The organism is Chitinophagales bacterium, assembly GCA_020636535.1.
Taxonomy (GTDB): domain Bacteria; phylum Bacteroidota; class Bacteroidia; order Chitinophagales; family JADIYW01; genus JADJSS01.
In genome coordinates this window covers 1,848,751-1,868,698 of record JACJXT010000011.1, presented here as the reverse complement: position 1 = coordinate 1,868,698, position 19,948 = coordinate 1,848,751, and the positions used below count along the sequence as shown (strand labels likewise).

At 29.4% G+C, this 19,948-nt stretch carries 15 protein-coding genes; 7 read left to right on the top strand and 8 right to left on the bottom strand.

Features of this window, described 5'->3' with window-relative positions; genetic code table 11:
- Nucleotides 1-119: 119 nt before the first annotated feature.
- Nucleotides 120-1,484 carry a thiolase family protein gene (locus H6553_08630; protein ID MCB9033888.1) on the bottom strand — a complete coding sequence of 455 codons (1,365 nt, stop codon included), beginning with the start codon at nt 1,482-1,484 and terminating at the stop codon, nt 120-122.
- 500 nt (nt 1,485-1,984) lie between these two features.
- Nucleotides 1,985-2,674 (bottom strand): hypothetical protein, encoded by a 690-nt coding sequence (locus tag H6553_08625; GenBank protein MCB9033887.1) that lies wholly within the window; start codon nt 2,672-2,674, stop codon nt 1,985-1,987.
- A 118-nt stretch (nt 2,675-2,792) separates the two neighbouring features.
- On the opposite strand from H6553_08625, the gene H6553_08620 reads away from it, so the two are divergent.
- Nucleotides 2,793-4,310, top strand: a complete 1,518-nt coding sequence (locus H6553_08620) for an IS1182 family transposase (GenBank protein MCB9033886.1) — start codon at nt 2,793-2,795, stop codon at nt 4,308-4,310.
- A gap of 153 nt (nt 4,311-4,463) precedes the next feature.
- Here H6553_08620 and H6553_08615 read toward each other — a convergent pair whose 3' ends face one another.
- From H6553_08615 to mazG, 5 genes are all read right to left on the bottom strand, one after another.
- Entirely contained in the window at nt 4,464-5,426 is a 963-nt protein-coding gene (locus H6553_08615; protein ID MCB9033885.1) for a J domain-containing protein, read from the bottom strand.
- Nucleotides 5,427-5,935: 509 nt separating this feature from the next.
- Entirely contained in the window at nt 5,936-6,556 is a 621-nt protein-coding gene (locus H6553_08610) for a threonylcarbamoyl-AMP synthase (GenBank protein ID MCB9033884.1), read from the bottom strand.
- On the bottom strand, nt 6,556-7,860 hold the full coding sequence (gene hemL, locus H6553_08605; protein ID MCB9033883.1) for a glutamate-1-semialdehyde 2,1-aminomutase: 1,305 nt from the start codon (nt 7,858-7,860) through the stop codon (nt 6,556-6,558). The genes H6553_08610 and hemL overlap by 1 nt, the downstream gene beginning before the upstream one ends.
- A 1-nt stretch (nt 7,861) precedes the next feature.
- Nucleotides 7,862-11,521 (bottom strand): GHKL domain-containing protein, encoded by a 3,660-nt coding sequence (locus H6553_08600; protein MCB9033882.1) that lies wholly within the window; start codon nt 11,519-11,521, stop codon nt 7,862-7,864.
- A gap of 1 nt (nt 11,522) precedes the next feature.
- Nucleotides 11,523-12,290: a nucleoside triphosphate pyrophosphohydrolase gene (mazG, locus tag H6553_08595; GenBank protein MCB9033881.1), complete on the bottom strand. Its 768-nt coding sequence runs from the start codon at nt 12,288-12,290 to the stop codon at nt 11,523-11,525.
- Between the two features lie 56 nt (nt 12,291-12,346).
- On the opposite strand from mazG, the gene H6553_08590 reads away from it, so the two are divergent.
- From H6553_08590 to H6553_08565, 6 genes are all read left to right on the top strand, one after another.
- Nucleotides 12,347-12,763, top strand: a complete 417-nt coding sequence (locus tag H6553_08590; protein MCB9033880.1) for a hypothetical protein — start codon at nt 12,347-12,349, stop codon at nt 12,761-12,763.
- Nucleotides 12,763-14,028, top strand: a complete 1,266-nt coding sequence (locus H6553_08585; protein MCB9033879.1) for a HAMP domain-containing histidine kinase — start codon at nt 12,763-12,765, stop codon at nt 14,026-14,028. The genes H6553_08590 and H6553_08585 overlap by 1 nt, the downstream gene beginning before the upstream one ends.
- Nucleotides 14,015-14,728: a response regulator transcription factor gene (locus H6553_08580; GenBank protein ID MCB9033878.1), complete on the top strand. Its 714-nt coding sequence runs from the start codon at nt 14,015-14,017 to the stop codon at nt 14,726-14,728. Before H6553_08585 ends, H6553_08580 begins: the two co-directional genes overlap by 14 nt.
- A gap of 58 nt (nt 14,729-14,786) precedes the next feature.
- Nucleotides 14,787-15,461, top strand: a complete 675-nt coding sequence (locus H6553_08575) for a hypothetical protein (GenBank protein ID MCB9033877.1) — start codon at nt 14,787-14,789, stop codon at nt 15,459-15,461.
- A gap of 418 nt (nt 15,462-15,879) precedes the next feature.
- A complete protein-coding gene (locus H6553_08570) occupies nt 15,880-17,004 on the top strand; it encodes a sulfotransferase (protein MCB9033876.1) in 1,125 nt (374 codons plus the stop codon).
- 139 nt (nt 17,005-17,143) lie between these two features.
- Nucleotides 17,144-18,463: a Fic family protein gene (locus tag H6553_08565; GenBank protein ID MCB9033875.1), complete on the top strand. Its 1,320-nt coding sequence runs from the start codon at nt 17,144-17,146 to the stop codon at nt 18,461-18,463.
- A gap of 854 nt (nt 18,464-19,317) precedes the next feature.
- On the opposite strand, the gene H6553_08560 is transcribed toward H6553_08565, so the two are convergent.
- A complete protein-coding gene (locus tag H6553_08560; GenBank protein MCB9033874.1) occupies nt 19,318-19,824 on the bottom strand; it encodes a hypothetical protein in 507 nt (168 codons plus the stop codon).
- Between the last annotated feature and the right edge of the window lie 124 nt (nt 19,825-19,948).

The following is a 19,948-nucleotide window of genomic DNA, read 5'->3' as shown; positions in this document are numbered from 1 at the left end:
TTTATGATAATTAATCTAAGTCTGTCGTGAAAATCGTAAAAAAGATTCCCTTCCGAAGTACGGAACAAGTTGAGAATGACGATTTTCTCTTTATTCTACGCCCAAATACACGACGGATTTTAATCTAACTTTTCTTTTACATCTTCTATTGCATTTTCAATAGTATCTAATGCTTTTTTAGCACTCTTTTTAACTTTTTGCTCTGTTGTTTCATATTTTTTAATCAACATTGCATGACCATGAGCACCAGCAGCACAAGCCGCTAAAATAGCATATTTTCCGCCATCTACTTGTAAACGATTTGCAGCCATAGTTAATAATCTACCACCAGTAGCACCAAATGGATGACCAATAGCTAAAGAACCACCCCAAGTATTTAATTTGTTTTTAGGTACTTTACCTACAGCTTTATCTAAACCAATGTGTTTTTGACACCATTCATCAGACTCTAATGCTTTAAGATTAGCTAAAACTTGACCAGCAAATGCTTCGTGAATTTCAAATACATCAATATCAGCAATAGTAAGATTGTGTTTTTTTAATAATCTAGCAATAGCATAAGCAGGACCTAGTAATAATTCTTCATATAAATCTTGACCACTGAATTCGTAATCTACTATTTCTGCTTTAGGTGTTAAACCCATTTCTTTTGCTTTGTCTTCTGAAGTTAATAAGACAGCAGAAGCACCATCTGTTAAGAAAGATGCATTAGCAGCAGTAATTGTTCCTACGAATTTATCGAAAGCTGGCTTTAGTTTAGCCATTTTTTCTACAGTAGAATCACCTCTTACACCATTGTCTCTATCAATAGCTTTAAATTTTGGAGGTAATTGCACTTCAACAATATCAGAAAGCAAGCCTTTTTCAAAAGCTTTAGCAGCATTTTGATGAGAAGCTGCAGCTAATTCATCTTGTTCTTCTCTTGTAACGCCAAATTTTTGAGCTAAGATTTCGCAATCTTGTCCCATTGTTCTACCAGTAATAAACTCTTGAACAGCTGGTCTGTCTGGAAGAAAATCATTTGGACGCAAGGTAGTAGCAAATTTAGCATACTCCATTGGCGTTTTTAATTTTTGAGCTTGAAATAGCTTTTTACGCATATCTTTAGAATAGCCAATTGGCGTATCTGAAGTACAATCTGTTCCACCAGCAATAATTACTTCAGAGCGACCTAGTTGAATAGAATCGACTGCATTAGCAATAGCTTGATTAGCAGAAATACATGCTTGTTTAACTGTATTACAAGGAGCTTTAACAGGAACTCCAGCAGTAACAGCAGCTTCTCTAGCTACATTTTCTGTTTTAACATTAGAGATAACATTACCATATATTACTCTATCAATCATATCTACATCAATACCAGTTCTGTCTAATAAACCTTTAATGGCAAACTGACCTAATTGATAAGACATTAAATCCATATAATCTGTACCAGAACGCAAAAATGGAGTTCTAGTACCTTCTATAAAAACAACTTTATTCATAATAAAAACATTTGTATCAAATATAACAAAAAAGCAATGCATGCATTGTAAATTTTAGGTTATATTATTGTCAATAGTAATTATACCAATTAGCATATAACCTGTTGTGCATTTGAGCATTATTCTTAAAGACTTGGCATTATAGCCAAGAAATCGTAGGTAGACTAGCCCAAATTACGCATTAGGAAAAGTAGGTTTTTATTTTGTTTGTTTTTTAAGATTGCATAGCTACGCCACGCTTTACGACTTAAAAGCTAGTGCTAATAAAGTTGAAGTTCTACGCACTTCCTATTTAGAACCAGAAGTATGAAATACTTCAATTGGAGTAACTATATGTGCAATTAATGGTATAAAAAATACCTAATAACCTGAATTCGGTTTAATAATAATTTAAAAGGTAATTTACATAAATAAGTATATATAATAGTGTATACTTATAGTTTTTAGCATTTTTTACCCAGTTGTGCAACGGTCACCGATGTTGGCAGTGGTATTTCTTGTCATAATTTAATTTTTCGTCCTTCAATTTTTCCGTCAGTGGTAAAATTGTCAAATTCTTGTCCTTCAATAATTGTCCAACCGAGTTTTTTTAGTTTATCTTCGGTTAGTTGTTCTTTATTGTATTCTGTTAAATGAAGATTACCGTATTTGCATATATGAAACTGAATTTGTTCGTCTTTGTCAAACAGGAAAATGTATTCAGCTACACTTGGGTCGCAACGAGTTGTCCAAAAGAGAATATCAATAAAGTCTGACAAACTGTAAATGTCAATTTCGAATGATTCATTAAATGTCTTGTTGCCAACAATTTTTTCAAGTGTTTTGTACGCTTTTTTTAATGGCTTGAACTTGTTGTCTCTGTTACCAAAGAAATCAAGTTTTAAGTGAGAAATTATTATGAATTCATTGATGTTTAAAGTCTTAAATAACTCGGTTAGCTTTTCTGTTAATGTGTCTGTAAATGTGTCAATGTCTGAATAGTTTAAACCGATAATTTTATTAAAAGTCGAATAGTCTATTTCTTCATTCTTTATGCAGTCAAATTGCTCCCAATACAAATATTCTTCATTGTCGTCCTTATAGTATTGTAGCATTTCTTCATCGTAAAACGCTTTTTGCATTTTAGTCAGTTCAGAGCCAATAATTCTCTTCGTTTTTACTATTTCGTTTCTTGTCGTAAGTGTCGTCATAATATCACAGCTAACATAAAAGGTGTTTGTTGCACAACTAAGATAAGTGTAGTTTTTGATATAAACAAATGTTTATAGTAAAAATATTTTATATTGTATACTATTTGTATTATTGTACATGCAAGGTCGTAAACAATTTGAAGCAAAATTAATGGTATACACTTCACTACAAGAACTAGTACCAACTGGTAACTACTATCGTAAACTTAATGGTGCATTAGATTTACAATGGCTCTACAAAGCAACAGCACCATACTATGGTACAGAAGGCAATCCAAGTATAGATCCTGTGGTATTCTTTAAAATCATGATAGTAGGTTATCTCAACAATATTAACTCCGATAGACAGTTGTTGTCTTTCTGTGCAGATAGCTTGTCTATCCGTTTGTTTATAGGTTACGATTTAGATGAAACTCTGCCATGTCATTCAACCTTATCAAGAACTAGAGCTTTGTATGGAGAAGATATATTTATCAAGATATTTCAACAAGTATTACAGCTGTGTATTGCTAAACAAATGGTAGCAGGTAAACGCCAATGTATAGATAGTGCTTTTGTAAAAGCCAATGCAAGTATGGATAGCTTGGTAGAAAAAGAAGTGTTAGAAGATGTATCTACATATGCCAATGAATTAGATGAAAATAGTGAGTTCAAAGTAAAAAAGGAAGTAAAACAATTAGTAGAGCGACATCATAAATGGAAAGCAGAAGCGTATAAAAAGATGCCAGGTCATGTGGTTAATCCAAAGCAGTTAGATGAACATGGCAAACCCATACGCCCAAAATTTGTGAGCAATCACACCCATTATAGCAAAACAGATGCAGCTGCAAGAATATCAACCAAACCAGGCAAACCACGACAATTAAACTACTTAGCACAAGTAAGTGTAGACGACAAAAATCATGTAATAACAGGAGCATTAGCAGATTATGCCAACAAAAAAGATAGTGATTGCTTAGAGCAAATAGTTAATCAAACACAAACAAATTTACAACAAAACCATATTACGATAGCAGAAGTAATAGCCGATGCTGGATATAGCAGTGGCAAAGCATTGAAATATTTAGAACAACAAAACATAACAGCATATATTCCTAACTTTGGACAATACAAAGCAGAAAGAGTTGGCTTTAGATATAATGCAACAGAAAACCAGTACGAATGCCAACAAGGCAATAGAGCTATACTAAAGTACAAAGGCATAAAAACAGATAGCAAAGGATATGAAAAAAAACAATATAGAAGCAGTGAGAGCGATTGTAAAGATTGTCCATTAAGAGCAAACTGTTGTGGCAAAGTAACCAAGTTTAAAAAGATAGAAGACAGCATAGACAAACCCTACTACGACAGAATGCATGAACGACTTACACAAAATGCAAGCTATGCCAAACGCATGATACGCAAGCGAAGCAGCACAGTAGAACCAGTATTAGGTACGCTGATAAACTTTAGAAACATGAAGCGAGTCAATACACGAGGCATAGCATTAGCCAACAAACATGTACTACTAGCCGCCATGACTTACAACTTACAGAAGTACTTAAAGTTTATTACCCAAACTAGAAAAACAGCCATAAAAGCAATAGAAATAAGTCAAAAAACACTAAAAAACAACATAAAAAGCTTATTTTTTTAACATTTTTGTACCAGTAAGCTACTAAAAGCACCACACAAAAATATTAAACCCAAAATACATTTTACATAAATAAGTATATGTAATAGTGTATACTTATAATTTTTAGCATTTTTTATCCAGTTGTGCAACGGGCACTGTTGTTGTGCTCTTTTATTAATATACTCGTCCATTAATGACTTTAATTTTAGAAAACCAACCCTTTTCATAGACACCATCGGGAGCTAATTTACCATTAAGCCAAACAGGACTTCCTTTTCCAATCCCATTGATTCTATTTCCACCAACTTCAATCGATTGTCCATTATTTTGATTGTACTTTTCGATGTAGTATTCCATCTTTATTTTGCTACTAACTATTTGGTATGCAATCGCACGACCTTTGAGTATGTAGAAACCATCCTCTACATTTTTGTGGCTTATCCTTACCTCTGTGTTTCCTGAATAGCCTAAGTCCTTAATAATTTGAAGTATTCTGTTATCAGATAGTTCCAATTCCTTTTCATACCGTATTTTACTGGATTGGGTGTCTTGTCTATATTGACTTTGATTCGATTGAGAAGAACGCCATTCTTCTTGTTGGATTTTGAATTTGAAGTGTTTATATAATTCGTTGTATGTTTTATTTGATAAGGTTAATGTTGATTTAACGACCCGACCTATGTTTGAATTTTCAGCAACTAATTCAAAGGTCATAGCTGGATTAAGAAAATCTTTTATCTTGTATGTTTTGCTGTCAATTGAATTTACTTCTCCAAAGGGGTTTAGATTAACTTTATCTGCATTAATAGTTTTCCAATTAAAGGTAATTTCCTTGTCATATTCGAATTCACTTAAGTTAGACTTAAAGTATTCAATTTCAGGATGAAAATTCACTCCTCTATTTTGCTTAGGAGAAAATGTATTGTTGTTTTTATATTCGAAGTCATAGTTTTTTCTCTTTGAATCGTCTATAAGCACTTCGTAAGCCTCTTGAATATCCTTAAACCGTTCGTTAAAAAAGTCATCCATTTCATTTTTATCAGGATGAAATTTCATCGATAGTTTTCGATACGCTTTTTTTATTTCTTCTTTGGAAGCAGATGGCTTTATTCCAAGTAAATAATAATAATCCTTCATTTACTTTATCTAGATTTTTAATTGAACACAACGGAGGGCGGATTTGCGAAGTCCTGAAGCGTGTAACGAAGTTACACAAAGCGAAAGGATTTTGCAAATCCGCTGATGTGTTGAAGGTCGTAGCGACAGCGAAGACCGTTCGACGCATCAGCGGATGTAATCCGCCCTCCGATGTGCAAAAGACGCAGCGGTAGCGGAGACTTTTGCACATCACCCAAATATACGCAATAAAATAACTTGCGTATACTTTTTTACTAAAAATATTTTTTGTTTATAATGTTTTTATTCTCAATACTATATAAAAGATATGTTTTTGCTTATTTTAAATATCCTTGCAATTTATAACTTGCGTATTTTTCATTAAAATACTTAAAATACGCAAGTTTTTTTTAGAACATTTAAACCGTATGGTAAGCTATATGTTGTTTTATTAACTATTGTAGTTAGTCTATAATTTAACAATAATATTTTATTATAATATGTAAATGTGGCAACTAATATAAAAATCATTAGTACAACAAATCAATGTCGCCTGCTCCTTGTCGTACTATTATTGGTTCGGTTTCGGTACAATCTACAATGGTAGATGGAATTAATCCACCAATGCCACCGTCTATTACTATGTCTACTACATTTTCGTAGCGTTCATAAATTGCCATTGGGTCGGTAATGTAATCTATAATATCGTCTTCGTGATGAATTGATGTTGTTACAATTGGATTGCCTAGTTGTTGTACTATTGCTAGTGGAATTTTATTATCTGGTACACGAATACCTATAGTGCGTTTGTTGTTTTTAAATAATTTTGGTACTTGATTATTGGCTTTTAAAATAAAGGTAAATGGTCCTGGCAAACATCGTTTCATGCGTTTGTAAGTTGGCGTATCTACATTTACGGTAAAATCAGTGATGTGACTTAAGTCATTACAAATAATAGAAAAATTAATTTTATTGGGTTTAATTCCTTTGATAGCACAAATTTTTTCTATAGCAGATTTGTTATAAATATCGCAACCTAATGCATATACTGTATCTGTTGGATAAATTACTAGACCACCTTTTTTTAAGCAGTCTACTACTTGCGTTAGTTTTCTGTCATCTATATTGTTCTCAAAAATTTGTAATAGCATTATTTATTGTTTGATTGAAATAGCTCATCTAATCCACTATTAAAAATAGTAATTGTTTTTTGAATATCTGCTTCTGTATGTGCTGCAGATACAAATCCAACTTCATAGCCAGATGGACCAATATAAATACCATTGTCTAACAAGTAATGGTATAATTGCTTGAACAAAGACATTTTTCCTGCGTTAATGTGTTCTGCTTTTGTAAGCTGTGCCATATCAGAAAAAGCAAACCAAAATATTGAACCAACATGATATATGGTTACTTCGTATGCTTTATTATTGATGTGATTTTGAATTCCATCGACTAAAATTTGTGTTTTTCTATTCAATTCATCATAAAAACCTTCTTTAAAACATTGCTTTAACTGAGCTAAACCAGCTGCCATTGCCACAGGATTTCCACTAAGTGTTCCTGCTTGGTAAACATCACCTTCTGGCGAAATATGTTTCATAATATGATGATAAGAAGCGTAAGCACCAACGGGCATTCCACCACCAATAATTTTTCCGTAAGTAATAATATCTGGTTGAATGTTATACAAACCAGCAGCACCAGCAAAATGCACTCTAAATCCAGAAATAACTTCATCGAAAATGAGTAATATATTGTTTTCTAAGGTGATGTCTCTTAAAAATCGTAGAAACTCACCACCTTGAATTAACAAGCCATTGTTTGCAGGAATTGGTTCAATAATTACTGCTGCAATATCATCTTTTAACTCGTTGATACAATTGGTAACTGCATCTTTATCGTTTAAAGGCAAAACAATAGTTTCGGCAGCAAAAGCAGCAGGAACACCAGCAGAGGTGCTTTCGCCAAAAGTTACCAAGCCAGAACCAGCTTTAACCAATAAGCTATCAGAATGACCATGATAACAACCTTCAAATTTGATGATTTTATTTTTCTTGGTATATCCTCTTGCTAAACGCAGTGCAGACATTACGGCTTCTGTACCTGAACTAACAAAACGAATTTTTTCTACATAGTAATTATTTTCGATTATAAATTCTGCTAATTCATTTTCTTGTTCGGTTGGTGTACCAAAAGAAGTTCCGTTGGCAACAGTTGTTTGTATTGTTTTTACAATAGCATCGTTGGCATGACCAAGAATGAGTGGTCCCCAAGAACAACAATAATCTATATATTCATTATCATCTACATCGTAAATTTTTGAACCAACGCCTTTTTTTATAAAAATAGGTGTTCCGCCAACAGATTTAAATGCTCTAACAGGAGAATTTACACCACCTGGCATTAATGTTTTTGCTTTTTCAAATAAGATTTTAGATTTCTCAATATTCATATTATTCATTTATTTTTGGTATAGATATATAAAATATAGTATAATTATCGACTTGTGTTTCAAACCAAATTCTTCCGTCCATTCGTTCTATAATATTTTTACAAATAGCTAAACCTAATCCAGTTCCTGAAGATTTTGTAGTAAAGTTTGGTTCAAATATTTTTTCTACTTGATGTTGTTCAATGCCTTTTCCATTGTCTTCAATACTCAATAAATAATTATCTTCTTTTTCTATTAATGTAATAGTTATAATTCCGTTTTCGTTTTCAGGAATTGCTTGTATGGCATTTTTTATAATGTTGGTACAAACTCTCAACCACTGATTATTATCGCCAAGTGCATAGCATGGTTTGGTAGGTAATTGTAGATTGATTGTTATGTTTTCGGTTTCGCTAAACAAATCGGCAGTAGAAATGATAGCAGGCAATAGGTCGATTTTTTCTTTTTCTGCTTTTGGCATTTTAGCAAAATCGGAAAAGGCAGAAGCAATATCTGTAAGGTTGTCTATTTGTTCAATTAGTCGTTGACTTACTTTTTTGGTGAGTGCTTTTACATCGTCGCTATCATCTAACAAAGCTCTTTGCAAGTGCTGAATGCTTAGTTTCATTGGTGTTAGCGGATTTTTTATTTCGTGTGCTACTTGTTTTGCCATTTCTCTCCAAGCACCTTCTCGTTCTGTTCTAGATAAGAGTTTTGCACTTTTTTCTAATTCTGCCAACATTAAATTGTACTGTTTTACCAATAAACCAATTTCGTCATCTCTGTTCCATTCTAAAGGAACATTCTTTTTGTTGAGTCGTACTTGCTGTAATTTATCTGCAATAATAGATAGTGAGTTGGTAATGCTTCTTGATAAAAATACTGCTGCTACTGATGATATTATTAGTAATATAACTAATACATTTATTAATGATACGAGGAAATAAGATATTTCTGCTCTAAAATTTTTATCTCTACTGTAGTACGGAAATTGTAGATAAGCCAGTGTTTTCCCATCAACGGAAATGGCTGTGTATGCACTAACATAGTCTAAGTTGGCAATGTGTTCATCTTGTATATATCTTGATTTGTACAAGTAGTTGAGATTGTAGAAAGCATCTTCATTTATTTTGTTGGACAAGAGTTTGGTTTTAAAAATTTCTGGTTGAGAACTTGCCATTAAATCGCCTTGTGCATTGTATGCATTGATGTCGATTCCAAAAATATCAGACCGCTGTTTTAGTCGATTGTTGAGTACCCAATCGTAAGTATTGTTGCCATAAGTTGGATAATATTCATTAAAAAGTTGTTTGAAGTTTTTAGTAACGACTATAATATTGCCTGTTAATTTTTGATTGTAATGATTTTTAAATTGATTATTAAAATATACGAAAGAAATTATTCCTATAAATATTAATGCTAAAATAAGTAAAAACAACATTGCATTTTGTATTTGCTTTTGTAGTGTGTTGTTGATAAAGAAGTCTTTGATTGCTGTGTCTATCCAAAGATGATAAGATAAACCTAAGAAATCTATTAGTAATAATAATATTAGAATAAATAGAAAAATAAATGAAAAAATTGCAAATGTAATCCATAGTGATTTTATTGGTTCTGAAATGACTACTACTTTATTGTCATTAAAGTTAATACTATGAATATAATTGTTTTTTATATCTCTGATGTATTCTGTTGTATGCTTGTCTTCGAAATTATAGACTAAACTGTATTCATAATCACCAGATTGTTTGATGAGTTTATTTTTACTATAGATGGCGTAGGAGAAATTTTCGAACTCTTCATCGTAGTACTTTTTATCGTTCATTAATAACTCTGGATATGCACTATAAGTATTTAAAATTCTAGGTATAAACTCTACAAATAAATTTCCAACTAAAGTAGAATCTGCAATTATTTCGTATTTGCCAATGTATTTTTCTCCAGTTTCTTTTAATGGAACATAGTACATGTTGCTAGAAATAGTGTCGGTATTTTTGTTGTTAATTAATTTATTAAAATATTCATTTGATTTGATAACTGCTCCTTTGATTGGATTGTTCTGCATATCGAATGCATAAACATTAATTAAATATATTTTTGAAAATGATTTAAAATATCGTTCTACTCTATTTTCTAAATCGAAGTTGAAAATGTAAGGATTTTGAAAGTATTTTATAATAAAGTTATCATTTAGCAACTCTTGTTCAATTTCTGCCAATTCAAATTCTTCGCCATAATCTCGTTCTGTGTTTAATGCTCTTAGTTGATGTTTTCGTATATTAAATTCTTTTTCATTAGAATTATTTACAATTAAAACCGTAGTGAATACAGAAATAAAAGCAATCATTATTAAAGACGAAATGAAATAATACTTCTCTGAAATTTCATTTTTCAAATAAAAGATAAAAATAAAAGTGATGTTCCACAAAACAGTAAATCCAGCAAATTTTAACGATGAAAACTCATTGAAATAGTAAAAAATAAAGGAAATAATGACATTAAATAATATGGTGTAGTAAATAATGTTTTGTTTTCTTTCTATAGAAAAAATCCAATTTAAAATTTGTATTACAATGATAAAAGTTAAGCCAATTACAAATAATCCAACATAAGTAAATACATCAAGCGTGTTGTACTGATAAAAATTAAAGTTAATGGTTGAGTTGTGTACAATATTACTAATTACTAAAAGTTGTATGTAGTATAATATTATTGGAAATATTATTATTAAATTGTTTTTATTTGTTTTTTTTATCCAATTGGCTTCTATATTTCTGATGAAAGAAAACGACCAAACTATTAGCAGTAAATGTATTAGTAAAGTACCTAAACTATGTCCGTAAAACTTTGAAGAATACAGTGTTTCTGAAAATAAAGTACTGTTTTGCGTAAATGAAAATATTGGAAACTGGTTAAACAAACACTCTATAAATACTACTGATAAAAATAAAATAAGTAGTGCTTGTTTGGTATGCCTTTCACGAAAAAGTAATCGTATCCATTGCGTTAAGTAAATAATTAATAATATAATTAATAATATTTCTAATATTTGTAAAAATGTGTTTACATAACCTTTAGAAGTATTGTCGGCTACTATAGAAAATAAATAAGTATTGTTTGAAGTATAAATGGGTAGTGTGCCTTTGTCTTTTTTAAAAGTAAGTCCAATTTTTTTAAATATATTTTTTTTAAAGGCATATCCAGAATGCAAATATTTATTTTCAATAGGATAGTTGTAGTAAATAGGAATTGCCATTAATGCATCAATAGAATCATTAATATTTCTAAATATATTTAAATAATAACCATTTCCTGTTTTAAAGAACTGCAAATTTTCTTCTTTGTAGTACGATGCATTTTTTATACTAATTTCATTACTCGACCAATACCATAAATTATCATTTTTAAATACAAAAAGTGCTATATTCTCTTTGTTATATCTGTTACCAATATCGTATAAATATTGATAATTATTTGAGTTTTTTATAAATGTGTTACTTTCTAATAATTTTAAAGCTCTATATTCTTTTTTATTAATGATATTTTCGAGCTGTGTTTTAGCACCTTTTAAGTTGGCTTTACTAGAAAAAAAATAATCTACAAAACCAATAGTACCAATTAAAAACAACAGCACTGCTATTGCAATAATTAGGAATTGATTTTTTGTAGTCGCTTTTTTCATTTTAATCGTACTGTTTTGCTTGTTGCCAAAGTGCTTCTAATTCAGCAATAGACATATCTTGTAAATTTAAATTATTTTTGTTGCTGTTGTTTTCCATCCACTGAAATCTTTTGATGAATTTTTTGTTCGTTTTTTCTAAAGCAGCTTCGGCATCTATGTGTTTAAATCTTGCCAAATTAATAATAGAGAATAAAACATCGCCTAATTCGTCTTCTATTTCATCAGTATCATTGTTTTGTAAAGCAATTTTTAGTTCGCTTAGTTCTTCATGAATTTTCTCAAAAACCTGTTCGCTATTGTCCCAATCAAAACCAACTTGCTTTACTTTTTCTTGTACTCTTTGTGCTTTATTCATTGCAGGCAAACCATTTGGCACGCCTTCTAAAATAGATTTTTTACCTTCTTTTAGTTTTAACTGTTCCCAATTTCGTTTTACTTCTTCTTCATCAGCAACTTCAACATCTCCATAAATATGTGGATGCCTAAAAATTAGTTTTTCGCAAACACCATTTAAAACTTCTGCTACTGTAAACTCATTTTGTTCTTGAGCAATTTTACTATAAAAAACCAAATGTAGAAATAAATCGCCTAGCTCTTCTTTAATTGCTTTACTATCATTTTCTAAAATGGCTTCAGAAAGTTCGTAAGTTTCTTCTATGGTTAATTTTCGCAACGATTGAGTCGTCTGCTTCATATCCCAAGGACATTTTGCTCGTAAATCGTTCATAATTTCCAATAATCTTTCAAAAGCAATAGCAGATTCCGACATATTTTTTTTCACAAATCTACTACTCTTATCACAAATGTTTAAATTAGAGTTCAATTATGAAAGGATTTGTTCTATTCGGCATCAAAAATTTTAATCTTTGGCATCAATTATTGTTTATTGCTTTAATTGAATGTTTGATTGCTGCCATGCTATTCTTATTTCAAATTCACGACGAAAGAGCATATGCTTATATGTTTACTGGTTTGTTGATTTATGTAATTATGAATCCGTTTTTTATGTATAAACAACAGTATAGCAAACCAGTATATATAGTGTTTTCGGTAGTTATTTTTATTTTGATTATACTAGCAATAATTAGTGTAGGCAATTTGCTTACAGGTAATAAAATAACTCATTTTCAAGAAATAATGATTATGCTTTATAGTGTTTCCTTTTTTTATTTTAGTATTTATATGGTATCATTTGTGTTTATGTTTATTGTAAACATGCTCGAAAATTTAGACCAAAAATAATGAATAATAAAGTAATACGAAATATTATTATATTGGCATTTATTTCATTAACAGGAATAATTTTCACACAAATTTTTTGGGTAAAACAAATGCTCGATTTAAAAGAAAACGAGTTTGAAAATAATTCACTAATGGCACTTCGCGGAATTGCATTAGACATCATCAAAGAAACCAATGATGATAAAGTTTATTTTAGAATAGAATCACCACAAATAAATACAAAAACTATAGAATTTAGTGAACCAATTAAAATAATAGACTTTTTAAATGTTGTGCTTGCTAATTATAAACAACAAAAAATAAGTAGTGTAATAGAGTATAATATTTATAGCAAAAACAAACAGATAGAACACAGAACACTACAACTCAACAAAAAATACAATTCGCTAAAAAAAGTAGACTACTATTTTGTAGATAAAATAGAAATCATATATCTCAAAAAAATATCATTTTACTATGATGAAGATTTGCGTTTACTACTATTCTTTTCTGTAGTACTAATTATTGTACTCGGATTTTTTGCTTATACCATCAATGTCATTTTAAGACAAAAACAACTCTCAGAAATTAAGACCGATTTTGTAAACAACATGACACACGAATTTAAAACACCAATTGCAACTATAGAGTTATCTAGCAATGTTTTAATGAAAGACGACATCATCAACAATCCAACACGATTAAAAAATTATGCAACCATTATTAGAGATGAAAACAAACGACTAAAAAAACAAGTAGAAGCAGTTTTACAAGTATCTCAGCTAGAATCAAAACAAATACAATTAGATTTAACAAACATTAACCTACACGAAATCATTACTACTGTTAGCAAAAACTTTAAACCACGACTTACAGAACTAGAAGGGACACTTCAGCTACAATTAAATGCAACAAACTGCGTTATACAAGGAGATGAAATGCACATTAAAAATATTATTTTTAACTTGCTAGACAATGCCATTAAGTATTGCGACAAAAAACCAAGTATAATGATCAATACTCAAAATATAGACCATCAAATAAAAATTTCAGTAGCAGATAACGGAAAAGGCATACCTAAAGAAATTCAAGGCATGATTTTTGAAAAGTTTTATAGAGTAAGTAGTGGCAATATTCATGATGTTAAAGGGTTTGGTATTGGTTTATTTTATGTAAAGAATATGGTAAAACGACACAATGGAAAAATAGAAGTAAGTAGCAATATAAATGAAGGTTCTACATTTTCATTATGGTTTAATACAATTAAGAGTTATGACAATAGATAAGAACAATAAAAGTAGTAACATATTATTAGTAGAAGATGATCCAGCTTTAGCGTTCACAATAAAAGATCAGCTAGAAGAATATGGTTACACCGTAAAACATTGTAACAACGGAATAGATGCAGAAAGAACCATCTTTAAAAATAAATTCGATATGTATTTACTTGATGTAATGTTGCCAAAAAAAGATGGATTTACACTAGCCAAAGAACTTAGAGATTTACAGGACAACACACCAATTATATTTCTTACAGCCAAAGAGCTAAAAGAAGATATTTATAAAGGATTTGCTGCTGGTGGCGATGATTACATTACCAAACCATTCGAAATGCAAGAACTTATATTTAGAATGGAAGCCATTTTAAAAAGAACTAGAAATAAAGAACCAGAAATAAAAGTCTTTAATATAGGCAGTTATGTGTTAGATGCAGCCAATCTTACACTTACATTAAATGATGAAGAAAAACAACTCACCAAAAAAGAAGCTGGATTACTAGAAATAATGGCAAAAAACATCAACATACCAATAAAAAGAGAAACCATGCTTAAAAAAATATGGCGAGACGATAGTTATTTTGCAGGAAGAAGTATGGATGTATACATCACCAAACTAAGAAAATATTTAAAAGAAGATACTTCTGTAGAGATACAAAATGTACATGGCGTTGGTTTTAAACTAGTTGAATTAGAAAAAAACAGCTAAAAATATTTGTTTTATTAAATGATATACCTATTTTTAGCTAACCAAAAGAAATTATTCAATGAAAAAAAGAATTTTAGCAATCGTATTTATGACCTTAAGTATTGTTGCATTAAACACAAGTTGTAAAAAAGTAGAAGCAATTGCTCCAACAGAAACACAAACTCAATTGTCTTCTCAATTAGCTAATGACGATGCTTTAGTAGAAGCTATTGTAGCAGCAAAAGATTTGTATGTTAATATGAATCAAGAGTTATTAAACAACGATGTAGCAATAGCAAGACTTAAAAATATAATTGATAAAATGAATGCAGGAACAGCAAGTACTGCAGAAATACAAGAAGCAACAGACTTACTAGGTATGAGCTATGATGATTTTATAGCAAGATTAAAAGTTTTTGGAACAAGTTTAGCAGGTTTAGCAAACAAGTATCCAGAATTATCTAAAATGGATCAAACACAATTACAAGATGTATTTGCAACTGCAATCAAAGAAAATCCGTCTTTACAACAAGAATTAGGTACTCCAGCATTAATAAATGGTAGAGTACAAGCTTGTCCTTTAAGAGATATTTGCAATTTAGCAGTTACACTTACTAATCTTTTTGCAGGACAAACGATATGTGCAGCAATAGGCGTTACAACAATTCCAGTAGTAGGCGGTTTGTTGTGTCAAATAATATTACAATTAGGCGTTGCAATACTAACAGGTATTTGTAATGCACTACCATGTTAAACCTTATCTCATCCAATAATAGTTAGTAGTAAAAGTCGTCTTTTTTAAGGCGACTTTTTTATTTTATTGATTATAGAATACAGAGTTCAGTAAACATATAATTCTTATTGGTACTTACCTACGATAAAAAGTACCTTATATCAATAAACAACTTATTATGCTCTCAAATTACGCATTAGGTGCTTTTTATATCATGAGTTGTACACATAGTTACATTTCATGCTGCTAGTTCTAAATAGGAATTGCATAGTACTTCAACTTTATTAGCACTAACTTTTAAGTAGTAAAGCGTGGTGTAGCTACGCAATCTTAAATTGAAGACCTATTTTTTCTAATGCGTAATTTAAGTGCTATACTTATAAATGGTGATTTTCACCTATTAATGATAATTTTAATATTGTTGGCGTAGTTTTGTGCTATGTCTAGCAAAGAAAAAGAGTACGAAGTAAGTGAACATTCTTACTTTATGGCGTATTATCATGTTTGGATTAAGTTGTTTTGGCGAAACAAAATTGCTCAATCTAGATATAAAATGGCAGCTAAAATTTGGTTGTTTTGCACTTTGGCTCAACCGTTTCAATTACTACAACGATTGTTATTTAATGGACGAATTAAAAAAGTAGATTTAAAACAATATCCGCCATTATTTGTTATTGGACATTGGCGAAGTGGAACAACACATTTACACTATATTTTATCGAAAGACAAGCAGTTTGATTTTTTAACCAATTATCAAGCAATGTTAATGAACATTAGTTTGATTGGTAGAACTTGGTTGAAAGTTTTATTGACGCCTTTAATGCCAGATAAAAGACCACAAGATAATATTCAATTGCATCCTGATTATCCATCGGAAGAAGAACAACCGTTTACGAGTTTGTCGATACATACTGGTGGACAAGTGTTTTATTTTCCTAGAAATATTAGTTACCACGATAAGTATCATACTTTTAAAGGTGTAACTCGATATGAAAAACGACGATTTGTAAAAGAGTATACGCATTTGCTAAAAACAATAGCTTACTTAAACAGTGGAAAGAAGCCATTGTTATTGAAAAATCCACACAACACTGGTAGAGTTAAAGAATTGAAAGAAATTTTTCCTGATGCCAAGTTTATATTTATTCATAGAAATCCGTATGAAGTGTATCGCTCTATGCAACATCATTATAAAAAAATGATTGGCTCGCAATTTTTGCAAGAGCTGAGTGAAGCAGAGATACATGAACGCATTTTATATAGCTACGAAACCATTATGCAAAAATATATTGATGATGCGAAGCAGTTGCCTAAGCATCAGCTAATTGAAATTGCTTATACTGATTTAGAAGAACAACCAATGCCAACAATTGCAAAAGTTTATGAGCAACTAACGATTGCCGATTTTGATAAGGTTGAAACAGCAATGAGTAGTTATATTGCATCGTTAGGTGAGTATCAGAAGAATGAGTTTAAAGCACTGCCTGCAAATGTAATTCAAGAAATTAATATAAGATGGCAGTTTGCATTTAAGCAATGGAATTATGAGATGGTGCATAGTTAATAAACTATTCCATTTCTAAAGAAATAGAAATTATACTAAAATCTCCTAAAATTTCAAAAATTTGGAGATTTTGACATTAAATTTATTACTTTTACTAAAATCTCCTAAAATCTCAAGAATTAGGAAATAATTGTTTTTTATGAAAAAAATTGAACAAGCACCTATTTGGTATGAAAATAAACTTTTTTCTGAAGCAAATAATTTTAGTAAAAGTCCAGAAATTAATGAGTTTGTCCAAAAAATAAACGATGATTATTTATACTGGGATAAAGTAAAATATAAAAAAGCACCAATTTCAATTAATCCAGAAGTTCTTTGGTCTGTAGTAAAGATGAGTAGAATTTTTTCTAAGAAAATAAATTTTGCAAATTATTCGTTTGAATATAATATAACTAACAGTATACAAAAAGGATTACACGAGTTTGACTTAAACTTTGGTGGAAATTTGAGTTCAGATGCCATTATTACAGAAAATGATAAAAAAAGATATTTAATTAACTCAATTATGGAAGAAGCGATTGCCTCTAGCCAAATTGAAGGAGCTGTAACCACTAGAAAGAAAGCAAAAGAAATGCTCAGAAAAAACAAGAAACCTAAGAGTAAATCTGAGCAAATGATTTTAAATAACTATAATACAATTAAGCATATTTTAGAAATTAAAGATAAACCTATAACTCAGCAAAGAATATTAGAGATTCATAAATTAATAACTTATAACACACTAGATAATGAAATGCATGAAGGAACTTATAGAGATTCTAATGAAATAAATGTAGTTGATGTAATTGATGGTGAAATAATGTATACACCACCTTCTTTTGAGTATATAGACAACTTAATGAATGATTTGTTTGAGTTTTTTAACACTAATAATTCAACTAACTTTATACATCCTATAATTAAAGGTTCTATAATACATTTTATGATAGGATTTATACATCCATTTGTAGATGGAAATGGAAGAACAGCAAGAGCTTTATTTTATTGGTATTTATTAAAAAATGGATATTGGCTAACTGAATATCTATCTATTTCTCGTTTAATTGTAAAAAGTAAAACACAGTATGCATTAGCTTATTTATATACAGAAATAGATGATAATGATTTAACTTATTTTATAAATTATAAGATAAAAACATTGCAACTTGCATTTGATGAATTGAAAAATTATATTAATCGGAAAATTAAGGAAAAAAAGAAACTTGCCGATTTTCAGAAAATAGAGAATATTAATGAAAGACAGGCGTATATTTTAAAATGGCTATATGATAACTCGAACTTAATTTTAACAGTAAATGAGATTCAAAATAGGTTTAGCATTTCTAATCAAACTGCTAGAACAGATTTAACTGAGTTAGTAAAACTAGGTTTTTTAGTAGAAAAGAATGCAAATAAAAAATCTAAAGTATTTTTTAAGGTCGATAATTTTGAGCAATTAATTCAGCAACAGAAAATCTAATCCAAAACTCTATTCAATTTAAAGTCAATTACATCTAGTGGATTTTTGACTGTGCCTTGTGTTGGTTTTGCTAGTTCGGATTCTTAGATATCTTAGATATATATGTACTAGTATTTTAATTCTTATTGTGAATTTATGATATTTCTTAGATATCATTTTTTATAAAATATACTGTTCCACATTTTAAATAGTTTTAAATACAGATAGAGTGAACATATAAAGAATATTATAATGAGAATTTTGATCCAAAGTTCATTTTTATATTGACAAATAAAGGAAAGAATGCCCTTGTTTTTAAATATACAAAACTGTTCTATGTCTAATAAATCAAATCCCAAATAATATAACAATAATAAAAGGAAAATCAAAACCAAATAAACACCTATTCCTATAAAAAAATAATCAATTAAAACATAACATAAATCTATAAATTGTTTTTTGGAAGTTTTTTTCATGACCTATGACTTGTTGAATAAATTATACAACTCAATTATTGCGTAGGAATTGAGATAATAATGAGGAAGGAAAAGTATAATCATCATTTGGAATCCATTCTTTTGTTAAAACAAGTTCTTCATTATATTTTTTAACATTAAACTCTTTATTTATATTATCTATTTTAATTAATATCCAATCTTTACAATTATATTTTTTATTTTTTGGAATAATATATTGTTCTTCTTCTTTATTATTATTTGTATTTTTATATATAGTTATATTGAATTCATTGAAAAAATATTAATAGTTTGTGTTTGTAAAATATAATTTTTATTATTCTATTGGTAGTACCATAGTTTAAAAGTAATACAAATTATATATTTATACTAGTTTTTAAAATTGTAATATAGCATTGGCTATGAGTTTTCACTATTTTCTGATGGATTACAAGGTAGTATTGTTTTAAATTCATCAAAATTTTCATAGGCTAATTCAACCAAATGAATTACTTTTTTGTCGTATAGTTCTATTATGCTTCCAATATTTTCATGAGAATAAAATAGACCACTTATTTCAATTGTAGTATTATGAGTTATCTTTTCAATTTTTTTTATATTAATGTGTTTGGTTTTTATATAGAAAATTGAAAGTGTATTGTCTTTTATAATAAACTTAGGATACCATATGAAAAAATATTTATATAATATCCAAATAATAAAATAAAGCATTCCTAAAAACAATACAATAAACATAATTAATACAATAAGAGCTGAAAGCAAATAACCTTTATTAATTCCGTCTAAAATAGTATATAGTAGATAACCTAGACAAACAACATAAACAGAAAAGATAATATAGGAACTATGTCTTATTTTATACTTACTATGAAAAATATTATTTTGATTATTTAACTGACGAATCATAGTATTTTTCTAGTGTATTATAGTTTATAAAAGTAGTACATCTTATATATTTATTGTATGAACTTCAAACTTTTAATAGTTTTGAGATTTCAGAGGTTGCTACTTACAATTCATTATTTACAAT